Source organism: Psychrobacter sp. ANT206 (assembly GCF_056880555.1).
Genome location: NZ_CP096271.1, coordinates 2,374,158 through 2,396,833, shown reverse-complemented (window position 1 = coordinate 2,396,833; position 22,676 = coordinate 2,374,158). Strand labels below are relative to the sequence as shown.

Here is a 22,676-nt window from a genome sequence, read left to right as displayed (position 1 = left end):
ATCAAATCGGTAGACATCAATCCAATAGATGATTTCAATCGATAAAAATGCAACTACCAGCGTTCACGGCGGACAAACACCAGCCATGAGATGAAAATACCGACCAATAGGCTAAGCAAAACAGTAAATGCACCATATAAAAATAATTGACCTTGACTTTCATAAACCAAGACGTTTGCTTGCGTCTGCAAATCATTGACTTGGCGTTGTAGCTGGGCATTACGGCTTAGTAATTCTTGGTTGGCAGCCGATAAAGCTTTATTTGATGGTTGCAGCTGTGCCGCCAAGGTATCGTTAATATCGGTAGCAGGCTTTGCTGCGGTAGCCATTTCTATGACCGGAGCAGTTGTTTGAAGGTCGGTCGATTGAGGAGCGTTGCTAGCTGCAATTAGTGCTGGCACAATCCCTGCTGCGGGCTCGGTTTGAGTAGTCAGTGTTGGCGCTGCATGTACTGACATTGACAGGGAAGTAATGGATACTATGCCCGCAAAAGCAGTACTTGCAAGACCAGTTTTACGACTTTTTAATGAGAGTAACCGCTGAATCACGATGATGCTACCTCATTTGTTGTGCTGACATTCACTGCTGGTAGGGCTTGAATAAATGGCTTGATATCGACATGACTGTAGACACCGTCACGCAGATACGGCTCAGCGCTTGCCCAGTTCTGAGCTGCCTCAAGCGAGTCAAAGTCCGCGATAATCAGGCTGCCTGACATCTCGCTTTTCCCGTGCTCGATAGGGGTTGGACCGGCGATAATCAAGCGCTGCTCACGATTCAATACTTGTAAGCGCTCAACGTGCTCTGGGCGTGTCAGCTGACGTTGCGCGCTACTGCCTGCTACGTCATGACCAATAATGGCGAATAAAGACATGTTGCTTCCCCAATTAATAATAAAAATAGAGCGTTAGAATCAATAACTATCATGCGTCATTTTGTCTTATCAGACTTTATAAAGCATGATAGTTATCAGTGGCATTCAGAGATAACAAAATATCTACTATTAAGTTATCAGCTGCTATTTGACTTTTATTTAGCTGACTTATCCGTTAATGCAGGGTTCAGATGCTTTTTTAATAACAAAAACTGAGCAACTACGAATACCAGCATAAGCGGAATCCAGCCATAAGTTTTAAAGTTAATCCAAGCTTCATCAGACATGGTAAATGCCGTGATATAATGTAGGACCGCCATCATCGCAAAAAACAATGCCCAAGCAATGGTCAGTTTTTTCCAACCACTCATCGTGAGCGAAAAAACATCTTTCATTGCCAATTGCATCAAAGGTTTATTGATTGCGGCACTGACCAATAGCGTTAGCGCAAAAATACCGTTAATAATCGGTGATTTCCAGCGCAAGTAAATATCGTCACGCAACAGCAGGGTACCACCGCAAAAAACGATGGTTAACAATAAGACGACCCATTGCTGTTTGTCGAACTTGCCCTTTTGACGCACAAAGTGAATCGCATAGACGATGATAGTAGCAACGAGCAATGCGCCAGCTGCTGCCAAAATACCATTGTAACGAGCAGCAATAAAAAACGCGATCAAAGGAATGAAGTCTAATAAGGCTTTCATAGCAAATAAAATGTCCAACTAAAACGTATGCGCTAGTTTACACGTCTACTGCGCCAAAAAAAAGCAATCAACACTATAATCCTCTGATATGAGTTGCTTTGGCGCTTTTAACCTGATTTTACTCAAGAATACTCAAAACTCTAAGGCTTGCTTTATGAAAATCGATTTACATTGTCATAGTACCTGCTCTGATGGCACTTATGCGCCGGCAGAAGTGGTACAGCGCGCCCATACGGCTGGCATTAATGTATTGGCTTTGACCGATCATGATACTTTGCTAGGTATCGATGAAGCACGCGCCGCGGCGGAAGCTTGCAATATACAACTGATTAATGGCGTAGAAATCAGCTGTGAGCATACCTTGAGCGGCGGCTACGGTAAAAATAAATCTACCAATAAAATTATTCATGTACTTGGTCTTGATTTTACCGACCGCGAGAAAATGCACGCCACCCTACAACAGTTGCAAGACAGCCGCGCGACTCGCGGTCAACGTATTACAGAAAAACTCAGTAAACTGCTTGGTATCGATTATGATGAGCTGTGGCAAGCTGTTCTTGCTAAAGCTAGTGGCAACCCGCAAGCAGTTGGGCGCGCACATATCGGGCAAGTGTTATTTGAACGCGGTGAAGTAAAGACGGTACAAAAAGCCTTTGATAAGTATTTGGCAGACAATAAACCCGCTTATGTGGCGATCGAGGCGCTGACGATGCAGCGCGGCATTGAGCTGATACAGGAATGTGGGGGCAAAGCGGTGTTGGCACATCCAACGAGGTATCAGCTGTCAGCGACGCGCGTCCGTAAGCTTATCGAAGAATTTGCGCAGCTTGGTGGTGATGCTTGTGAGTTACCTGCCAATAGTGAGCCTGTCAGTACGCGTAAAATGGTTGACCGTAGTATTGCTGAGCACAAGCTTGCTGCATCGATAGGTAGTGACTTTCATGGGAGTAATATGCCATGGCGACGCTTGGGCGATGTCCCCAACATGCATCCCGAACAGCAAGGTATCTGGCAATCTTTTGCGGCTTTATCTTAAATAGAAAACGGCTGCACTTATTGACCGATGAATCAATTAAACGGATTGATAAATAGATCAAAAATTGCCACACTCAATGATAAGTTCAGATTTAGTATCAATCATGACACCGGATGGATTGCTCTGGTTTTAACTCAATCACTTTCATTGTTTTCGGTAGCCCATTATGGCTTTTTCGATATCTCATCTAGGCTATAGAAAACTCTCTCGAGTGATTTTCGAGTGGCAGGCTGCTGATAGAGCATTGCTGCTAGCATTGTTTGTGTTGATGGAAATTACCTTACATTGGTTCTGGTGCTTGTATGTTTGGTTTCGTAGAGAGACCTATAGCTCCTATGTTGACATGTCGCTGTTGTATCCTTTATGGATTGGCATTACGCTGCTTGGACTCTTCTTTTTATGGATGATCAGTCGCTCATCGCCTATCAAAACCGGTCACGGCTCGCTACATACGTGGCAGGCGGTATTAATCACACTTTATAGTACTTATATTGCGGTGGTTATTTTGGTAATGGGGCATAGCAGCTTGGTTGCTGGGGTGTCGCTGGTGGGCGGGGCGATGCTGGGTATGATGCTTATACGGCGGCGTTATGTATGGAAGGCTTTTTTGGCTCATAGTATGCTGATTTTTTCGGCTACATTAATTCCCTATTTCGGCTTTACGATTCCCAACCTGCAACAAATGACAGCGTCCTCTTTTCCCTTGGATAGCTATAACTATTTGACCTATAGCGAGACCACGGCTATCGAAAATGCCATCTCTGCGTCCATATTTCAAAATGGGACACTTAGCTGGGATACGTTTAATCAACTGCGTTTTTCTTCCGCTTTTTTTTGGCGCAGCACACATATTTATATGTCGCTGCCAAAAGCGATTTTTATCATCTATATGTTTCGCACGCTGCTGTTGATATTGGATAACAGTAAAGCGGAGATTATGCAGTATGCCAATCATGACGAATTGACCCAGCTGAAAAGTCGCCGTTATGGCTTAACGCAAATGCAGCAGGCGCTTTTGGCAATGGGAGATCAGCAGGACGTCAGTATTATATTATTAGACTTAGATTGGTTCAAAAACATTAATGACAATTATGGTCATGATGTTGGCGATCAAGTATTGTCAGAGGTTGCACAGACCTTATTGAATTCATTGACAGAAGAGGCGATTGTGAGTCGGTATGGTGGAGAAGAGTTTTTAATCGTGCTCCCAGATACCTCGCATGATAGCGTCATGACGATTGCTAAACAGCTGCGACGAGATATTGCTGAGCAAGTCATCAGTGGCGACAACCATACAGATTTTAATGTTACGGCAAGTTTAGGGGTTTATACCTTGACGCATGCTGAGCGTATTCATATTCAAAGTGAATATAGGGCTGATGAGGCAAAAGAAAATGTACAATCGCCAAATAATTCAAAAAAAGACCGTTTATCTATTAAAGAATTGCAAAAAAGTAGCCCAATACAAAACAGCTCGCAACGAAGAATTGCTCACAGAAGAAAACGAGTCGCCACAGAAATCGCGAAGGCACAATTGCCCATCGACATTTGCCAGCGCTTGATTTGTATCGCTGATAAAGCACTATACGAAGCCAAGGATCGCGGACGTAATCAAGTCGTTAGTGCCAACGAGATACTAGCAGCAGAAAATAGCACGGTTATCTCATTTTATACCGCTAGCAAATAAATCAGTACTTTAACCTTTTAGGTCCTTAACCGGTTATGACATAGATAATGTCTAGGTATTTAATTCTTGTACCAAACTTGCTAATACGCTGGTCGCAAAGCTACCGGTCGTCAAAGTAAAGTTTAAGATTAGTATCTGACTACCTTCTGTATCCTGCCATTCCCAGCTTAATGCTTCAATAGGTAATCGTAGTGCTCGCCTTTGCGCCTTGATATCACGCTGCTCTAGACCTGTGGCTAGCTGTGTTAACAATGCACTATGCGCTACGATATCAGTTTCCATGGCTGCCGCTTTGCCGCTGACCTTCTCATTACCTGTGCCCCACAGCACGGCGGTCGGATGGATATCGCCTGATTCAAGACGGGCTCGTAAGGTATCGTCTATCTCGTCGCTTGCAAATATCGAGCCTGAGCCATCTAGATTAAATACTTCACCTGCAAGTCCGTTGTTCCAACTACCATCACGGACACGTGCTGCCAATATCTCATTGAATATCAAACTGCGTGCCGCCGATAGCTCCATAGTGTTTTGCTCGCGTGGCACGCGTTTACGTTTGCCTTTATTAGACGGCGGACGGGCCTCAGGTACAGGACGCGCAAACAATGACAATGCTTCTCTAATATTGTTGCCACTGCGACCAAAGCGCTGCGGGCCAAAATAATTGGGCACGCCCGTTGTGCTGATATTGGCTAAATGCTGCTCGACAGCACTTTTGTCACTTTGTTTAGCCGATAAATCCTGCTCGGACGCTGTAACTTCTAAATCAGCAAACTGGATATCTCGTAAAGTAATGGTAAATTGATTGGCTCTATGCGTGCCGCGATTGAGTTTTTTATTGTGCCACTGCTGTTCAAGGATAGTGATTGACTCATTAGCACCGATATCTACGGGCGCAAACTCAGAGTCTGGTAATTGCTTCTTTGGTATGCGCAAGCTAAACCACTGCGTTGTTAGCGCATGACGGTCTTTCAGTCCTGAGAAGCCGACATCACGTAAAGGAATATCCGCCCATTCGGACAATAATTTGGCAAGATACGCCGTGTTCATCCCTGACTTTTGGATATGTAGCCAGAGATGCTCACCCTCACCGGTGAACTCTAATGGTAGCAACTCGTTAACAATAAAATCCGTGGTATGAGCCTTGTAAGTAGCATGCTTTAACAGCGGCTGTATCGGCTGCGGTAAATTGGCAGTATCAGTAGCAGCGGTAATATCATGGTCTTGAACAGTCATAAGATAGTCTTTTACGTTTTATAGAACATTAATAGGGATTAAAAAAGCAGTCATTACGTTTTGCAACGTGGTCAATATACAAAAGAACAGCATAAGTGAAGGAGGCTTGCTACTATCGATAAGTCTCGACACGCTTTAAACAGGAACCATTATAACCGTTAAGGATGACTTATGAGTAAGGCAGCTACTATAAATACAGTCACTATCAACAAAGCTGATATTGTCAGCGGCGGCATGAAATCGTATAAGCAAGATGACGATAGTATCATTTTAATTACCCGCGACGACAGCACGTTTCGTGCTTTTGATGGCAAATGTCCGCATGCTGGAGCAGATTTGGGTACAGGTTTGCGTTGTGGTAATCGCGTTATTTGTCCTTGGCATCATGCAACTTTTGACAGCAGCGACGGCGCATTACTGGAGCCAATCGCGACAACAGGCTTGACTCAATATCAAATCATAGATAATGGCGATAGCCTAACGGTTGATACCTCAGCCAAGATAGATAAGCAGGTTGAAAATGATAAGCTGACTGATACTCATACCATTATCGTTGGCGGCGGTGGTGCAGGGTTTATGACTGCCCATCAGCTGCGCAATACTGGCTACGGCGGCAAGATTACCTTGGTGAGTGCCGAGGACAAAGCCCCTTATAATCGTCCTTTATTATCCAAGGCTTTTTTGGCCGGTAATATGCCAGAAGAAAAGCTATTACTGGGCGGTACAGATTGGGCAAGCAAACACGATATTGAACTGCGCTTAAAGCAAACGGTCAGTGAAGTGTTGCTCAATGAGCGTAGTATCGTGATAACAGATGAAAAGGGTGATAGCAACAAGCTAACAGCGGAATTTTTGGTTGTGGCAACCGGCGCTGAGCCCAAGATTCCACCTATTAAAGGGGCAACGCTTGATGGTGTCTATACCTTGCGTAGTATGGATGATGCCAAATTAATCAAAGCCGCCAGTCATGATCAGCGCGTAGTCATCGTCGGGACGGGCTTTATCGGTATGGAAGTTGCGTCAGCATTGGCGCAATCGGGTACTACTGCTTCTATCACTGTTATCGGTCAAGACCATCGCGTGATGGGCAATATCGTCTCAGAAACGGTCAGTAATGCGCTGATTAAATTGCATAAAGAAAATGGTGTTGAGTTCGTGTTTGATGCCAGCGTCTCTGAAATCACTGCAGCTAAAAATACTACTGACAATAACGAAGATAACTTCTCACAAGTGTCTGGCGTCAAATTAGCCAATGGTGAGCAAATCGATGCTGATATCGTCATTTTAGGAACAGGTGTCGCACCGCGTATCGAGTTATTACAGAATACAAATCATCCAGATGGCGTACAAGTCGATGAGCATTTACAACTGCGCGATGGTGTCTATGCGTTGGGGGATATTGCCAAAGCGCCCAATCAACTGGGGCGTATGCGTATTGAGCACTGGCGGGTTGCATTGCAACATGGCATGGTGACGGCAGCTGCTATCTTAAATGACGATAACGTCAAATCGCTTCAGGAGCGTATTCCTTTCTTTTGGACGATGCAATATGGCAAAAGTTTGCGTTATAGTGGACATGCTGCGACGCCAGATCATGGCATTCTAATGGGTTCGCCAGATAGTTTTAACTACATAGAATACTACTTCGATGACGAAGATGAAAACATGCGTGCCAGTGCAGCAAGCTCGCTTGGACGTGATAAGGAGCTTGTGGCATTCTCTGAGTTATTACGCCAAGGTCATGCGCCAACACGGGCACAGATTAACGCAGGGTTTGATATCATCGAGCAAGCGCAGGCGTTATCGCGCTAGTAATGAAAACGGATAAATATTACTATTAAAGCTGAGCTATTTATTTAGGTCAGCTTTTTAATCTAGGATAGGTATCACATAAAAATCTCACGTATTTTATCAATACATAAGGCAGATAGAAATTTTCTTGCGTGCTGTGCCTCCGCCGACAGAGGCGGCAAAAATTTCTATCTGCCTCTTTATGAGCTTTTTGTAATGAACTGAACATACGGATAATAAAAGGACAAAATAATATGAATGAAAACCAGGCTAATAACGACAATATTAATAACGAAAATGCCAATAAAGAAACTGTTTTCTTACGCCAAGCAGAAGCTAGTGATATCGACGCACTTGAGCAGCTATTGAATCGTTGTTATCGGCAGACAGAAGGCTGGACCAACGAAGCAGACTTAATCGGTGGTATTCGTATCACTCAAGATGAGCTGGCTAGTACCATCACTAATCCCACCCATTATCTTTTCGTTTATCCAAAAACCATAACAGGTGAGCGTGATGGAAAAGAAACGGGTGAGCTGTTAGGATGTATCGGAGTAGATATGCAAGTTAATGCTGCTGGTGATAAAAAAGCCTATATCGGCATGTTTGCCGTCCATCCTGAGCTACAAGGGCAGGGCGTTGGCAACGTGATTTTGCAAGCAGCTGAGACATTTGCAGGTCGTCATTTGCAATCAGATAAGCAAGCCACTGATAGTCAAGCAACCAATAAAAAGCCGGCTCGTTTGACCATGTCTATTTTAAGCCATCGTCCTGAGCTATTGTCTTATTATCAGCGCCGTGGTTATCAGCTAAATGGCAATAAAATGCCGTTTCCAAATGATGGTAATAATGGCGAGCCAAAGCGTCAGGATTTGGAATTACTAGAATTAGAAAAACCAGTCAGTTAAAAAATATGTAAAGGCTAATATTATCGACCCCAAAAGTATTTGAAAGTCATAAACAGTCCTATACTCAGCAGTAAAAATGCCACCACAATTAAGCGCTTAAACCAGTTAAATGCTGGTAAGCGTGTGGCATTGTCATTAGAGGTGATATAGGCAAATAAAAATATCAGACTGACAACCAAGGTTAAAATGCCAAGCCCAATCGGTAATATAAAAAAATACGCCTGCCACATGATTATCTCGCAACCATCATTATTAAGCACATCATAGCAGCATCCCGATTGTACTGTCTGAATTATCCGCACCTTAAATTTTATAAACATATCAGGACGACGACGTGAGAAATTTCAAAAAATCGGTATTCATTATAGTATTCATGCCGTTTTTTACCGCGTGTTCTAATGCGCCTCCTGAAAATACGGTTGAAGGGCTGATCGAAGCGCAATATGAGCAAACTACCAAGATAGTAGAGGACGCAAAGGCTAACGCAGGCAATGATAAGATGGCAAAAGCCATAAGCGGCATGATGGAGACTATGATGCCAAAGCTTGAGCGCATTGAGAATATCGACTGCGATGCCATTGAGGGTGAAAACGCCTATCTCTGTAGCGCTGATGTCACCCAAACGATAGCGGGTAATAGCCAAACCAACAAGACGGGATTTAAAGTTTATCTAGTCAATGATGAGTGGGTATTGGGTAATTAGAGGCTTTGATACTTTTTAATAAATAAGAGCCAATAAATAAGGGCTAATAAATAAGCACTTCTATTGGTTGCTGATAATAAAAAAGGATACCCAAACGGTATCCTTTTTATATAATAGATAAGACTATTACTAATATTACCTAGTCCATTGCTAGCGCATCGTCACAAACTCTTCTGCGCCAGTTGGATGAATGGCAACGGTATTATCAAAGTCAGCCTTAGTCGCGCCCATTTTTATCGCTACCGCAAAGCCTTGAATCATCTCATCTACGCCAAAGCCAATGCCATGTAGACCGATGACTTTTTCATCTTCGCCTAAACAGACCAGTTTCATGCGACATTTTTGTCGATGTGTGGTCACCGCGTGATACATAGGGGTAAATGACGAGCTATAACATTTGATATTATCTTTGCCATATTGTTCGACAGCCTTTTCCTCAGACAAACCAATCGTGCCAATAGCAGGGTGAGAAAAGACAACCGTCGGTATCAAGTTATAGTTTAGATGCTCATCAGGCTTATTATTAAACAAACGCTCCGACAAGCGGCGACCTGCGGCGATAGCCACTGGCGTCAAATCAACTTTGTTCCCGGTAACATCGCCGACCGCATAAATCCCTTTAACATTGGTATTTTGGAACTTATCGACTTTAATATAGCCCTTCTCGGTCGTCTCTACACCCGTCGCTTGCAAATTGATATTATCAGTAGAAGGCGCGCGACCAATCGCCCAAATCAAACAATCTACCGTTGTTAGGCTGCCATCCTCGAAACATAAAGTCAGGCTACCGTCGTCATTTTTAACAACTTCGGTGAGCGTGGTATTAGTATGCAATTGAATACCCGACTTCTCCATCTCTATCGTCAAAGTTTCCGAGATCATGGGGTCAAATGAGCGCAGTGGCGTATGTCCACGTACGTACTGATGGACTTCAGCGCCAAGACTGTTTAACACACCAGCGATTTCAACAGCAATATATCCAGCGCCGACGATAGCGACACGTTTTGGCAACTCATTTAAAGCAAAAAAACCATCAGAATCGATACCGTATTCTGCGCCTGGGATATCTGGGCGAAGAGGGTGACCACCCGTCGCAATCAAGATATGGTCAGCGGTAATAAGTTCGCCATTGACCTCGACCGTGTGTGCATCAACAAATTTAGCAAAACCTTTTATCACCTCGACGCCGTTTTTTCCCAAGTTATTGTCATACGAGCGGTGAATGCGTTCGATATAGGCTTGGCGACTATTCACCAGTTTTTGAAAGTCAAAGCCTTTAAACTCGACGTCAAAGCCATAATCTGGCGCATATTTATGAATGGCTTCGGCAACTTGCGCGCCGTACCACATCACCTTTTTAGGTACGCAGCCCAAATTCACGCAAGTGCCGCCCAATTCGTGGGCTTCGATAATGGCGCATTTTTTGCCATAGCTTGCGGCGCGGTTGATCGAGGCAATACCGCCGCTACCGCCACCAATGGCGATATAGTCATAATGTTTTGTCATATTGAGTCTCTTTATTAAGGGGTTGTTAATGTAATTTTGAACGTTAATTGAAAACAGTGCCTAGCTAAGAACAGTCCACCATCTATACGATGGCACGACGTCTATAGAATAATAGTCCAGGAATAGATAAACCCAGTACCAATCCTGAGGTCACAAATAGGGCCTCAAATAAATACACCATCATTTGGCTAAATAACTCGTCGGAAAATCCAAAATAGCCAATCTGTACCATACTGACCATTGCTTTATAAGCAGCGATACCGGGCATCATACAGATGACACTGGGCGAAATTAATGCTTTGGGCGGTAGCGTGTACTTTTTAGAAAAGTAGACGCCCAAAAAGCTGGCAAGCATCGCCCCAAAAAAGCTGGCCACAACGAGATGGACGTGTTGATAGACAAGCGCTGTTTTTAGCCCGAATCCAAACGCGGTCATCAGCAAACAAGGCAAAATGTAACGTTTGGGAACGCTAAACATCAGCGTCCAACCAAGGGTGATGATACACGACAGCACCACGGTTTCAATGAACCACATGTCAAAACCCCCAGTGCTGTATTCTAAGTAATCCCAGCGCCATTACGATACCAACGCACGCGGACAAAGTCAGCATATAGGTAAAAACGGCACGCCCAATCCCAATATTGACATAGCCTTTTAGGATATCTGAGAAAGAATTGATCAAAGGAAAGCTTGGTACTAATAAGAGTACACTAGAGGCAACAGCAATATCGGCATTATTACCAATATCAAAATAATAGGTCGTCGACCCAATTAAAGAGGCAATAAAAGCGGTCACAATGACCGCTATAAAGGGATTGAAATGGTGTTTGGACAGATAAATACGGGTGAACATCGCTACCATACCCGCGATAAAGGTCACGGCGGTAATTGACCAACTGCCACCATTTAGATAAGCAAACGCAGCACAAGATGCGCCAACAAACACAGCCACTAGCCACGTCGGGTAAACGGTCTTATCTAATTCATCAAAGGCAAGTGTGGTGCGTTCAGTCAGCTCAGGCTTCAGTTTGTCATTATCATTATCTGTGAGGGCTTCGGTTTTATTGACGATTTGCTGGATTTGTACCAATAAATTGACATTAATACTCTGATTGATCGTGTCTCTGGTGGTGGTGATACAGCGCTCATCACAGATAGTGGTTAAGGTAATGGCATTAAAATTCAGCGAACATTCCACGCTGTTCATCCCCAAAGCAAGCCCCAAGCGTTTACATAAGTCCACCACTACGGCAGACTCAGCGCCATATTGCATAAGGAGTAAGCCGCAACGCACGCATAATCGAGTAATGTGCTGTTGCTGTACGTAGCTGGTAGAGGTCATTGAGGGTGTACGCATGTTGGCTATTGTGATATTTGTGAATGGTTATAATGTATCGATGAGGCAAGGTAACGATAGCATAACTTGCCGTGCTTATTTGCTACTATTATAAAGCGTAAACCACTGTCGCAAGGAGAATAAAATGCATATCGCTATCTTAACGCTGACTTTTGCTCTGCCCGGTTGTAGCTCATTAAAGGAGAAACGCCAACGTATGGGCGGCTTGCATGCACGCTTTGGCAATACGCCAAGCGTCGCGGTATGTGAGAGTGGTGAGCGGGATCGGCATGATGCCAGCGAATGGACGTTTGTGATCGTCGGGCTGTCTAAACGTGAGGTCGAATCGCAGTGTAGTCAGATTGAGGAAAAAGTAGAACGTACGGTAGATGCGCGGGTGATGAATGTTGAGAGGGAGTTTATTTAGTTTATGGTGTCTTCGTAGAGAGCCAATCCCACTTTTCGCTAATATCTTGGTTGCCCACTAGAGCGATGACTAATAGCCAGTAGTATTCCTGTTGTCTCGATATTGCTCCTAGCTAAGTCACCGCAATCTAGTGGTTAACCAAGGATAAACGCTACAATCGGGGCTAAAATGCTTATAAAGGTAGATATTGTAGTTAAGGTTTGATTGATATTGTTGCTGAGTGTCGCAACCTTTACCCACTGTGCTATTAACTTAAAAATTGCATTTTTTAAAGAACGTTAAATGGAAATTGTATATGATGAAAATGAACTATGACAATAGTGTGGAATTAGCATTAGCATTAAATTTTAAAAGAGTAGAGGATACTGATGCTTTTAACGGAGAGTACTTTATAAAAGAGAATAAAAAGTGGATTCACTGGATTCACAAGTTAAAAGCCAAGTTAGGAGTAGAAGATGAGGAAGAGCTCAGAGAACATGGCTACGATTTAGACAGTTATTATAAATATAGAAGTTATACAAATGCTATGGCAAGAGAGTATATAAGTATGCAGATAAAAGAGAGCATTTATAGTCAAGATTCTGTTCTGTCTGGTAAGATAGATATACTTGATAATGGACAGCTTTTACAGTCTATTGTTTCTCTTAAAGAAGAAGGTTTTGATGACGAAGTATTAGCAGATTTTCATTATCAAATGTCTAAAAGATGATCTGTAGGGTGCGTTCTACGCACCTTTAAAACCCCTATATTAAAGAGTGCGTAGAACACATCCTATGGAGGATATGATGGCTAGAGATGCTATAAAAGAAATCATGGATTTAAAATCAAGAAATGAGTTTGCGGACAGCCATCAAGTTTACTTAAGACTTTACTCATTGCAAGAATTACTTAAAAGTAATGCTGGTGACGATCATATAAGTGAAGAGGTTTTCAAATATATACCTATAGCTCTTGTTGCTTGCATGGAGGGACTTTTTCGTTCTTTATATGCAGAGATTATAGATTATGGAGAACCCTACTCAAATAATGTCGAAAAATTCAATAACTCAAATAAAAAATTTGATTATAGTATAGTTAATGCTATTCAGAGTAAAAAATTGACAATTGGAGAGTTCATTTCACATACACTATCTTGTAATAATATAAGTGATATTGATAATAATATCTCAATATTGTTAGGAATAAAATTCTTACATGAACTAAATAATTTTGAAACTCAAAGTATATTTGATGAACAGAAATTGATTAATAGTAGTTTTAAAAGTAATGCTAATGAGATTCTAAAGAGTGTTGTTACTGTATTCGAATTAAGGCATATATTTTGCCATGAGTTTGGAACAAAAGTAGAAGTCAATGAAGATTTTATTCAGGAATTGTTTTCAAACACTAAAATATTTTTAGAAAATACTACTGATTTCATTCATTCTAAATTATATCCAGATGCTCCAGAAACACAAACTGACATGAACGTTCAGGCACATAACGAGTTCGATAAACTTGATATAAAGCTTGAAAGTTATATCAGTAAATTAAGAAACAAAGATTTTACTGACATGCTGGATTTTGATAAATATTTATTTAAGGAGTCTATCCTCAAATGGAAGAAATATCGCGAAAGCGAGGCGCAATATAAGTCTAGCGTAGTTGAAGGTGGTTCTATGCAGCCTATGATTTATTCTATGAGTATGCATACTACTACATTGCGGAAAATTAAAGAGTTAGAAGAAGATTATCCTGAGTTATTCTAACTTTAACTAATTTCGTAAACGTTGCGTCGAGAAGCGAGATTAGCTACATCTTATTTATAATCAGAAAATTATAGATTTTCTCCTGCATTGGTGCAAAGTATTGCTTAACTATCACCCAACGAAAAGGCCGCCCCCTAAAGAGTAGCCTTTCATCAATAATTATCTAAACGCTATTAGCTGACTTCTTTCATCGCTTGCTTAAGCATCGGCTTCAAGAATATACCAGTGTATGATTCTTTGACTTCTGCCACTTCCTCAGGCGTGCCTTCCGCGATGATCAGTCCGCCACCTTTACCGCCTTCAGGACCAAGATCAATCACCCAATCCGCCGTTTTGATGACGTCCAAGTTATGCTCAATGACCACGATAGTATTACCTTTGTCGCGTAGTGCATGAAGGATATGGAGTAACTTATCGATATCATGGAAATGCAACCCAGTAGTTGGCTCATCCAAGATATAGAGCGTCTGTCCGGTATCACGCTTGGCAAGCTCACGTGCCAGTTTCACTCGCTGTGCTTCACCACCTGATAGCGTCGGTGCAGACTGACCAAGACGGATATAACTGAGACCAACATCCATTAAGGCTTGCAGGCGACGATAAATCGCTGGAATGGCTGAGAAGAACTCAGTGGCATCTTCAACGGTCATATCAAGCACATCAGCGATGTTTTTACCTTTATAGTGAATCTCTAAAGTCTCGCGGTTATAGCGCTTGCCTTCACAGGTATCACACGGCACATACATATCAGGTAAGAAATGCATCTCAACTTTGATAAGACCATCACCTTGACACATCTCACAGCGTCCGCCTTTGACGTTAAAGCTAAAGCGACCGGCTTTATAACCACGAGCGCGTGCTTCTTGAGTTTGTGCAAACATTTCACGAACTGGTGTAAACACGCCGGTATACGTCGCTGGGTTTGAGCGCGGCGTACGACCAATCGGGCTTTGATCGATATCGACCATTTTATCCAAATGCTCAAGACCGCTGATGCTGTCATGCTTATCCGCGATGAGCGTTGAAGCATTGTTTAACTGAGTCGCGGCAAGTGGCATTAAAGTACGGTTAATCAAGGTTGATTTGCCAGAACCTGAAACACCCGTGATACAAGTCATGATACCGATTGGTAAAGACAAATCAACATCGTGTAAGTTGTTGCCTGATGCACCTTTGAGCTCAATAGTCATCGGTACTTGTTTCGGCTTGGCTTTACCTTTGACTTCCATATCGATCGTTTTGGCTTTATGACGAATGCTTGGAATCTCGATTCTTTTCTTGCCAGACATATATTGCCCAGTCAGCGATTCTTTATTCGCCATGATGTCATCGACCGTACCCTGAGCGATGATATGACCACCATGTATGCCAGCGCCCACTCCGATATCGATAACATGATCCGCTTGACGAATCGCATCTTCATCATGCTCAACCACCAATACCGTATTACCTAAATCACGCAAGCGCGTTAAGGTTTTTAGCAAGCGGTCATTGTCACGTTGATGCAAACCAATCGATGGCTCATCGAGCACATACATCACGCCCATCAAGCCTGCACCAATTTGGCTAGCAAGACGAATACGTTGTGCTTCACCGCCCGATAGCGTTTCAGCAGAGCGGGCAAGGGATAAATAATCAAGTCCGACACTGACGAGGAAGTTGAGACGCTCATTGATCTCTTTAAAGATTTTTTCCGCAACTTCGCCTTTATGACCGCCAATTTTAATGGTCTTATAATATTCAGCCGCATCACCGATAGACAGCTTCACGATTTGAGCGATGGTTTGATCATCGACGCGGACGTTGCGTGAGATCTCATTGAGACGCGCGCCATCACAGACATTACAAGTAGTATCAGCCAAGTATTTCGCTAGCTCGTCACGGACGAGATTGCTTTGGGTTTTGGCATAACGGCGCTCTAAGTATGGAAGCACACCTTCGAATGGTACGGTCTTGTTGGTTTTACGACCGCGTTCATCAGTAAAGTTAAACGTCAGCTTCTCTTTACCAGAGCCTTGCATAATAAGGTCTTGCTGTTCTTTTGGTAAATCTTGCCACGGTGCATCCATGTCAATTTTGAAATGATTGCAAACGGTTGATAGCAGACCAAAGTAATAAGCATGACGCTTATCCCAACCATTAATCGCGCCTTGATTAAGCGATTTTTCATGATGCGTAATCAGTTTCTCAGCAGAGAAATACTGACGTTTACCGAGACCATCACAACTTGGGCAAGCACCATACGGATTATTAAAACTGAACATACGCGGTTCAAGCTCAGAGACGGCACGATCACAGACAGGGCAAGAGTGCTTGGCTGACATCACTTGGTTTTCATCGCCGCCTTCTTTTGGATTGCCATCCATAAAGTGTAGCGTAACCAAACCTTGGCCTAAACGTAGAGCCGTCTCTAAACTTTCAGCGACACGGTTACCCAAATCATCACGAACTTTAAAGCGGTCAACGACTACTTCGATAGTATGCTTTTTCTTTTTATCAAGTGTTGGTAGCTCATCAGTATCGTAGACATCACCATCGACGCGTACACGTACAAAGCCTTGACCAATCAGTTGCTCAAGTAAGACCGTATGCTCACCTTTACGCTCACGAATCACAGGCGCAAGAATCATGATTTTGGTGTCATCTGGCAATGCCATGACTTGATCGACCATCTCAGTGACCGACTGCGCGACCATTGGCTCGCCATGCTCAGGGCAAAACGGCGTACCAATACGCGCATAGAGCAGGCGCAGATAGTCATAAATTTCGGTAATCGTACCGACGGTTGAGCGCGGATTATGGTTAGTCGATTTTTGCTCGATAGCAATCGCCGGCGATAAGCCTTCGATACTATCAACGTCAGGCTTTTCCATTTGAGATAAGAACTGACGCGCATAAGCCGAAAGACTTTCAACATAACGGCGTTGCCCTTCAGCATACAGGGTATCGAATGCCAATGAAGATTTACCAGAGCCTGATAAACCCGTAATGACCACAAATTTATCTCGTGGAATGTCTAAATCGATATTTTTTAGATTATGAGTGCGTGCGCCGCGAACCTTAATATACTCGTGTGCCATCGGTGATAGGTTTCCTATTTGCTAAATGATATTTTCAAAAAAATTAAAAGGAGCAATCAATATGAGTCAAATGATTCATCAAAAACGTGGATAATTTTAAAATTGCTATTCAAATTAATACGGCTTTATAAAAATATGCAGTTTTCACAAAGCGATAGTAATGGCTGTCTATATTAGAATATGCTTTTAATACTTGAAATGGATAAAGGTAATCTAAATAAAGATTAACTAATATGAGTGGTTTGTTATAGATTTGGCAGAATAACGTCGTTTTGTAAAAAGATTATTATAAATTTTTTCAGACCACAACGTTCTCAACGTCTTACTTTATTGTCATGATAGCTGCATTATTCAAGGTGTAATGACCCATCAGATGCACTTGGTAACAAAATTATCGCGTAAAATGAATGGCTTAAGTCGGTGGCCGCTATGATGCTGAAGTGGGAGGGCAAAAGTCTCGGCAAGCAAACGGCGAATGTCTTATACTAGTGAGCTTAATTTGTAGGCTAAAGCCTTGATACGGTCGTAATAATACAAGCAGAGCTGCCGTGATAAACCAGCAATGATGAACCAGTGAGGCAAGTATGAATAGCGTAGAAAAACGGGCAATCCTCGGGGTCGGTGGCATCTTTGCCTTGCGGATGATTGGTTTGTTTATGATTGTGCCAGTATTTTCTGTGTATGGTGATAATTATGCGCATGCGACGCCGTTTCTGATTGGTTTGGCAGTCGGTATTTATGGGTTAGGACAAGCGATATTTCAGATTCCGATGAGCCTTGCCGCGGATAAGTTCCCGCGTAAGCCGATTATATTTTTAGGTCTTGTCTTGTTTGCCATCGGCGGTATTATTGCTGCCAATGCCACAGATATTTACGAGGTCATTATTGGTCGAGCACTGGCAGGTAGTGGCGCGGTCTCTGCGGTATTGATGGCGTTACTTGCCGATGTAACTCGTGAGGAGATGCGCACCAAAGCGATGGCGACGATGGGTTTGACGATTGCGACCTCTATCATGCTTGCTTTTGCCTTTGGGCCTCTATTAGTAGGCTCGCTTGGCATCTCAGGATTGTTTTGGTTGACTGCAGGCTTTGCAGTTTTGGCGATGTTATTGTTACTGTTCGTCCCGACACCGCTACGGGTACTTAAGCACAATTTAGACAATAAATCGATTGGTCAGCAGTTGGCAACAGTTCTAAAAATTGGCGATCTAAATCGCTTGCACATTGGCATATTTGCTCTGCATCTGACCATGACCGCTATCTTTGTTATTTTACCGCATCAGCTTAATGACGTACTAGGATTGTCGGTACGTCAGCAAGGCTTGGTCTATTTGCCTTTATTGTTTATCGGTTTTGCCGTCGCGATACCTTTTATTATTATCGCAGAAAAGAAACGCAAAATGCGCCAAGTATTTTTAGCCGCGATTGCACTGATGACGGTTGCCTTAGCATTATTGGCGCTCGGTGGTCAGGTTGGCGTCGGTATTATATTAGGTTTATTGCTCTACTTTATGGGCTTTAATCTACTTGAAGCAACGATTCCTTCATGGATATCCAAGCGCGCACCAGTCGCCAATAAAGCCACTGCGATGGGGTTAAATTCATCCAGTCAGTTCTTTGGTGCTTTTGTTGGTGGCGCAATGGGCGGGTTGTTATTAAGTCAGCCTAATTTGTTGGCATGGGGCATATTGGCAATTATAATGGCCGCCTCTTTACTGCTGATTATTCCTATTGCTGATCCACCATATTTGTCAAGTACGACTGTGACGATACCAAAGAATATCGATATTCAGGACTGGTCACGGCAAATGCTGGCAGTAGAGGGTGTTGATGAGCTGGTGGTCATGGCAAAAGAACAGGTTGCTTATTTAAAATTGGACAAGACGCAGCTCACAGATACTTCGCGACAGGAGCTGTCGCATTTGGCGCAAAGCCCTCTAGATATTTAACAGAAAAATGGTTAAAGTAAAAGTATATTACTGCTAAGATTGAGGCTTTATATTAAAGACTCGATTAAAGCTGGTAATAAAATTATTCATAAGTAAAAGGACGATATCATGCGCGGTGTTAATAAAGTTATCATCATCGGTAACCTCGGTGCAGACCCTGAGGCACGTCAATTCAATAACGGCGGTAGCGTGACCAATATTTCGGTTGCGACGTCAGAGCAGTGGACAGATAAGCAAAGCGGTGAAAAAAGAGAAGCAACAGAATGGCATCGTATCTCACTATTCAATCGCTTGGGTGAAATCGCTGCGCAGTATCTTCGTAAAGGCAGTAAGGTATATATCGAAGGCAGCTTACGTACCCGTAAATATCAAGATCCTAACGGACAAGACCGTTATATCACTGAAATTCGTGCTGAACAAATGCAAATGCTAGATGGCTCGACTGGTGGTAGTAATGATGCTGGTGGTGGCTTTGGTAGCAATAACCAAGGTGGTCAAAGCAACCAAGGTGGCTATGGTAATCAGGGCGGTGGATTTAGTAATCAAGGTGGCCAGAACGACTATGGTCAGCAAGGAGGCAGTCAGCCCGCTCAACAAGGCGGTTATAACCAAGGCGGCAGTGCGTCACAGGGTGGTCATCAAAATAGCTTTAACAATCAGAATGCGCCCGCTCAGCAGAATCAATTTAATAAACCGACTCAAGCACCAGCGCAGTCGAAGCCTACAGCAATGCCAGATGGCCCTGTAGACGATGACATTCCGTTTTAGGATACATGATTAAGTAAGTGTAAAGAAATAAACTTAGAGCCTTGCTAAAGCAAGGCTTTTTAGTATGTACAGATAATGAAAGTGTAAGGAGTAATTCATATAATTAAGTCATTTTAAAATCGATATGACAACAGAACCTGTGCATCAATGTGCCTTATAACAACTATACAGCCTTAATCATTACGGAGGCTATTTAAAGAGAGATTAATAAGTAATGCTATTTATTTAATATCATTGATTGTCATCGAATTAACCACCATTTATTGATATTAGTAGAAAATAACGATAAGTCATTGTTATTGTCAGTATTTTTGTTTATATTAGCGTTGCTTATAATTTTAAGCATTCACACCATATTTATCAGTAGACAATCAAATTTTTATCAATATTCGAAAGATTTGTTATTTAATAATTACTGTATTTAGTAATTCTTGATAAATCTATTTTTAGTATAAATGCTATTTATTTATACCCTTTATTTTAATGTGGAAAACACTATGAACAAAAGTAATGTTATTGATTTAAACAGCTTAAATGTTGATGAGCTACGTGCTATTACTGAAAATGCGCAGCAGCTTATTGCTCAAAAGCAACACCAGCGCTTGTATGATGCTTATACGCAGTTTGAAAAAATCGCTGAAGAAAGCAATGCCAGTATCGAGGAGATTTTACAAGCGGGCGAAAAACTAGAAAAGAAGCGTAGCATTAAATACCGTAATACCGACAATGACGAAGAAACATGGACTGGTCGCGGACGTAAACCAACATGGTTAGTAGAGGCATTAGCCGCAGGTCGTCGTCTTGAAGATTTTGCTATTTAATTTTCTAATGGATAGTTGCTGTTATATTTAGCAACGAACGCTCTGTCTATAAAATTCTGTTTGTTTAACAAGTAGATCGAACCTTTATAGGCAGATAAAAGCCAGTATCTTTTTACCAAAATAGTGGTAAAAAGATACTGGCTTTTTTGCTGTCATCTGTATGCTATTGTTTGCTATGATAATGACGTTTTTACCTGATATAAGAGTTATGCCATCGTGCCCCAAGTATCTGCCTCGTCTCATAAGCATCCCCGTAAGCTGTGGTGGTTGATTGGACTTGTCTTGTTCGCGCTATTTGCTATTTTGCAAATGCCGGCAGCATGGCTACTTGAAAAGTATGCACCAGAGACGCCTTATGTACAGCATGTGTCCGGTAACGTATGGCAGGGCGCTGCGATTTGGCAGATACCTCTGTCAGCGACGCCATTGATCGGGGCGGCTGAATGGTCATGGCAGCCGTGGCATTTATTATTGGGTAAGTTTGGTGCGAAGATTGATATTTTATCAGAGCAAACTCGCCTCAATGGGCAGGTAAAAATAGGCGCAAATTCTTGGGAAGTAAAAGACATGAGCGGTAAAATTGCGCCTGAGACTTTGACTCGGGTTGTCGATTGGCAATTACCAAATACGCCAATTCAGGTCAATAATATCTCGCTCAAACGTCAGTCTGGTTCAAACGATGGTGACTCAAACAGTGACTCTAATAGAAACACGTCGGGCTTTCGTCAAGCGTCAGGTCAGCTGACATGGATTGGCGGCGAGCTTGGCTATCCTAGCGGCGGCAAAATATTTTATCTCACCATACCTGCGCTGCGTGCTGAGCTGAGCACCGAGCAAAAAAATAATAAAAATCTGCTGCATATCAATCTTGTCAACAATCAAGACAAGCGTTTAGGCGACTTGTATCTTGATGGCGATAATATGTTGGATGTCAGCTTGACCCAGCGTCTGCTCGAGAGTATGCCTGAATACAAGGGGAAAGCGCCGCAAGATACGCCTGTGGTTAGTGTACGTCAACCACTGTTAAATGGGCTAGGGACACGCTAGATGATGACGCTCCCTACAAGCTTAAAACCTGTGCTAAATATTTTTAACCGCTTTGCCGTTTGGCTGCTATTATTGGCAATCACTTGGTTAAGCTGGACGGCAGCGCGACTCTTATGGCTACTGCTTGCGCCACCGTTAGCACCGGCATTACCACTGGTACCTTTACAGGATGACGCCTTATCCGCTCCAGATTATAGTAGTCTATTTGCTATTTTTGCCGACCCTGATCCTATCGCTGCTGTAGTGCAGCCGCCGCCTAGTATTGTGCTAAAGGGTGTATTGCTGGCCATTCCAGAGAGTTTGTCTTCGGCACTTTTAGATGTTAATGGTGAAGTCAAAAACTACCGAATTGGTGATAACTTAAAAGATAGCGATTACACGTTGGTTGCGGTTGCTTGGAACGAGATTATTATCGCTGATGCTATTGACAAGGAAACGGTGATTCGTATGCCACAAGCCATGCCACTTGATCAAAGTGCGATGATCGCAGGCGGGGTCAGTAATCAGCGCTTGCAAGATGGCAATATGCTACCTAATGCGCCTGTGCCTGACCTAAGCAATACTGGTAATCAACCAGCTGCCGAAGCACCTAGCGACAGCGCGCCCAAATCTGCAATTGACGAAGCAGTAACTGAATTACAAGAAAACCCTGCCAGTTATTTAAGTAGAATGGGTGTAATGGCAGGAGGCGATAACTATCAAGTCACAGCAGCGATGCCTGCTAATATACGCAATCGCTTGGGACTTGAATCTGGTGATCGAGTACTGAAAGTCAACGGGCAAAGCGTCGGTAGTAATCCTGCTCAGGATGCTCGCGTATTACAACAAGTGAAGCAATCAGGGGAAGCACAGATAGAAGTACAACGTGGCGATCAAGTTATTACGATTCGGCAGCAGTTTTAGCATATATAAGTGACAAAAAGGATTCTTCAAAATAAATATTTGTTGGTTGATATGATTGGCGATATGATGGCCAACATAACTTAGTATCAATTAGAACTATGACTTATCAAAAGCATTAAAGAATCAGGACTTATCAAATCCAGTAACCATT

The 22,676-nt window shown here is 42.8% G+C and carries 22 protein-coding genes; 13 read left to right on the top strand and 9 right to left on the bottom strand.

Going from position 1 to position 22,676, the window contains the following annotated elements:
• Window positions 1-53: 53 nt before the first annotated feature.
• The 3 genes from M0221_RS09950 to ispZ all read right to left on the bottom strand — a co-directional run bounded on the left by M0221_RS09950 (window position 54) and on the right by ispZ (window position 1,581).
• A complete protein-coding gene (locus tag M0221_RS09950; RefSeq protein ID WP_020444145.1) occupies window positions 54-548 on the bottom strand; it encodes an SH3 domain-containing protein in 495 nt (164 codons plus the stop codon).
• Window positions 545-874, bottom strand: coding sequence for a YciI family protein (locus tag M0221_RS09945; protein WP_011514295.1), 330 nt, complete (start codon window positions 872-874; stop codon window positions 545-547). Before M0221_RS09945 ends, M0221_RS09950 begins: the two co-directional genes overlap by 4 nt.
• Window positions 875-1,029: 155 nt before the next feature.
• Window positions 1,030-1,581 carry a septation protein IspZ gene (ispZ, locus tag M0221_RS09940; protein ID WP_011514294.1) on the bottom strand — a complete coding sequence of 184 codons (552 nt, stop codon included), beginning with the start codon at window positions 1,579-1,581 and terminating at the stop codon, window positions 1,030-1,032.
• Window positions 1,582-1,735: 154 nt separating this feature from the next.
• Here ispZ and M0221_RS09935 point away from each other — a divergent pair, with 154 nt between their 5' ends.
• Together M0221_RS09935 and M0221_RS09930 are read left to right on the top strand one after the other, a co-directional pair.
• Window positions 1,736-2,617 carry a PHP domain-containing protein gene (locus M0221_RS09935; protein WP_049751816.1) on the top strand — a complete coding sequence of 294 codons (882 nt, stop codon included), beginning with the start codon at window positions 1,736-1,738 and terminating at the stop codon, window positions 2,615-2,617.
• 166 nt (window positions 2,618-2,783) lie between these two features.
• Window positions 2,784-4,304, top strand: coding sequence for a GGDEF domain-containing protein (locus tag M0221_RS09930; RefSeq protein ID WP_483283731.1), 1,521 nt, complete (start codon window positions 2,784-2,786; stop codon window positions 4,302-4,304).
• Between the two features lie 51 nt (window positions 4,305-4,355).
• On the opposite strand, the gene truD is transcribed toward M0221_RS09930, so the two are convergent.
• The gene (truD, locus tag M0221_RS09925) at window positions 4,356-5,537 is read right to left on the bottom strand and encodes a tRNA pseudouridine(13) synthase TruD (protein ID WP_263241630.1); all 1,182 of its coding nucleotides are present in this window, start codon (window positions 5,535-5,537) and stop codon (window positions 4,356-4,358) included.
• A gap of 171 nt (window positions 5,538-5,708) precedes the next feature.
• On the opposite strand from truD, the gene M0221_RS09920 reads away from it, so the two are divergent.
• On the top strand, window positions 5,709-7,349 hold the full coding sequence (locus M0221_RS09920; RefSeq protein WP_263241631.1) for an FAD-dependent oxidoreductase: 1,641 nt from the start codon (window positions 5,709-5,711) through the stop codon (window positions 7,347-7,349).
• 233 nt (window positions 7,350-7,582) lie between these two features.
• Window positions 7,583-8,236, top strand: coding sequence for a GNAT family N-acetyltransferase (locus M0221_RS09915; RefSeq protein WP_483283730.1), 654 nt, complete (start codon window positions 7,583-7,585; stop codon window positions 8,234-8,236).
• 20 nt (window positions 8,237-8,256) lie between these two features.
• Here the strand turns inward: M0221_RS09915 and M0221_RS09910 are convergent, their stop codons facing one another.
• A complete protein-coding gene (locus M0221_RS09910; protein ID WP_149409416.1) occupies window positions 8,257-8,466 on the bottom strand; it encodes a hypothetical protein in 210 nt (69 codons plus the stop codon).
• A 104-nt stretch (window positions 8,467-8,570) separates the two neighbouring features.
• Between M0221_RS09910 and M0221_RS09905 the strand changes: the two genes are divergently transcribed.
• On the top strand, window positions 8,571-8,939 hold the full coding sequence (locus M0221_RS09905) for a hypothetical protein (protein WP_483283729.1): 369 nt from the start codon (window positions 8,571-8,573) through the stop codon (window positions 8,937-8,939).
• A 150-nt stretch (window positions 8,940-9,089) separates the two neighbouring features.
• On the opposite strand, the gene gorA is transcribed toward M0221_RS09905, so the two are convergent.
• The 3 genes from gorA to M0221_RS09890 form a co-directional block, all read right to left on the bottom strand.
• Complete coding sequence (gene gorA, locus M0221_RS09900) at window positions 9,090-10,445, bottom strand: glutathione-disulfide reductase (protein WP_483283728.1); 1,356 nt, start codon at window positions 10,443-10,445, stop codon at window positions 9,090-9,092.
• 82 nt (window positions 10,446-10,527) lie between these two features.
• Window positions 10,528-10,980 carry a threonine/serine exporter family protein gene (locus tag M0221_RS09895; protein WP_010201359.1) on the bottom strand — a complete coding sequence of 151 codons (453 nt, stop codon included), beginning with the start codon at window positions 10,978-10,980 and terminating at the stop codon, window positions 10,528-10,530.
• A gap of 1 nt (window position 10,981) precedes the next feature.
• Complete coding sequence (locus M0221_RS09890) at window positions 10,982-11,788, bottom strand: threonine/serine exporter family protein (protein ID WP_483284780.1); 807 nt, start codon at window positions 11,786-11,788, stop codon at window positions 10,982-10,984.
• Between the two features lie 139 nt (window positions 11,789-11,927).
• Between M0221_RS09890 and M0221_RS09885 the strand changes: the two genes are divergently transcribed.
• The 3 genes from M0221_RS09885 (at window position 11,928) to M0221_RS09875 (ending at window position 13,957) form a co-directional block, all read left to right on the top strand.
• Window positions 11,928-12,209: a DUF503 domain-containing protein gene (locus tag M0221_RS09885; protein WP_483283727.1), complete on the top strand. Its 282-nt coding sequence runs from the start codon at window positions 11,928-11,930 to the stop codon at window positions 12,207-12,209.
• Between the two features lie 295 nt (window positions 12,210-12,504).
• Window positions 12,505-12,918: a hypothetical protein gene (locus M0221_RS09880; RefSeq protein ID WP_149409278.1), complete on the top strand. Its 414-nt coding sequence runs from the start codon at window positions 12,505-12,507 to the stop codon at window positions 12,916-12,918.
• Window positions 12,919-12,994: 76 nt separating this feature from the next.
• Window positions 12,995-13,957 (top strand): lysozyme inhibitor LprI family protein, encoded by a 963-nt coding sequence (locus M0221_RS09875; RefSeq protein ID WP_483283726.1) that lies wholly within the window; start codon window positions 12,995-12,997, stop codon window positions 13,955-13,957.
• A gap of 173 nt (window positions 13,958-14,130) precedes the next feature.
• On the opposite strand, the gene uvrA is transcribed toward M0221_RS09875, so the two are convergent.
• The gene (gene uvrA, locus M0221_RS09870) at window positions 14,131-17,037 is read right to left on the bottom strand and encodes an excinuclease ABC subunit UvrA (protein ID WP_483283725.1); all 2,907 of its coding nucleotides are present in this window, start codon (window positions 17,035-17,037) and stop codon (window positions 14,131-14,133) included.
• Between the two features lie 584 nt (window positions 17,038-17,621).
• Between uvrA and M0221_RS09865 the strand changes: the two genes are divergently transcribed.
• The 5 genes from M0221_RS09865 to M0221_RS09845 all read left to right on the top strand — a co-directional run bounded on the left by M0221_RS09865 (window position 17,622) and on the right by M0221_RS09845 (window position 22,525).
• Window positions 17,622-18,986: an MFS transporter gene (locus M0221_RS09865; protein ID WP_133105127.1), complete on the top strand. Its 1,365-nt coding sequence runs from the start codon at window positions 17,622-17,624 to the stop codon at window positions 18,984-18,986.
• A gap of 108 nt (window positions 18,987-19,094) precedes the next feature.
• A complete protein-coding gene (ssb, locus tag M0221_RS09860) occupies window positions 19,095-19,754 on the top strand; it encodes a single-stranded DNA-binding protein (protein WP_483283724.1) in 660 nt (219 codons plus the stop codon).
• Between the two features lie 497 nt (window positions 19,755-20,251).
• Window positions 20,252-20,575 (top strand): H-NS histone family protein, encoded by a 324-nt coding sequence (locus tag M0221_RS09855; RefSeq protein ID WP_020444129.1) that lies wholly within the window; start codon window positions 20,252-20,254, stop codon window positions 20,573-20,575.
• A 216-nt stretch (window positions 20,576-20,791) separates the two neighbouring features.
• A complete protein-coding gene (gene gspN, locus M0221_RS09850; protein WP_483283723.1) occupies window positions 20,792-21,622 on the top strand; it encodes a type II secretion system protein N in 831 nt (276 codons plus the stop codon).
• Window positions 21,623-22,525 (top strand): type II secretion system protein N, encoded by a 903-nt coding sequence (locus M0221_RS09845; RefSeq protein WP_483283722.1) that lies wholly within the window; start codon window positions 21,623-21,625, stop codon window positions 22,523-22,525.
• The last annotated feature ends 151 nt before the right edge of the window (window positions 22,526-22,676 follow it).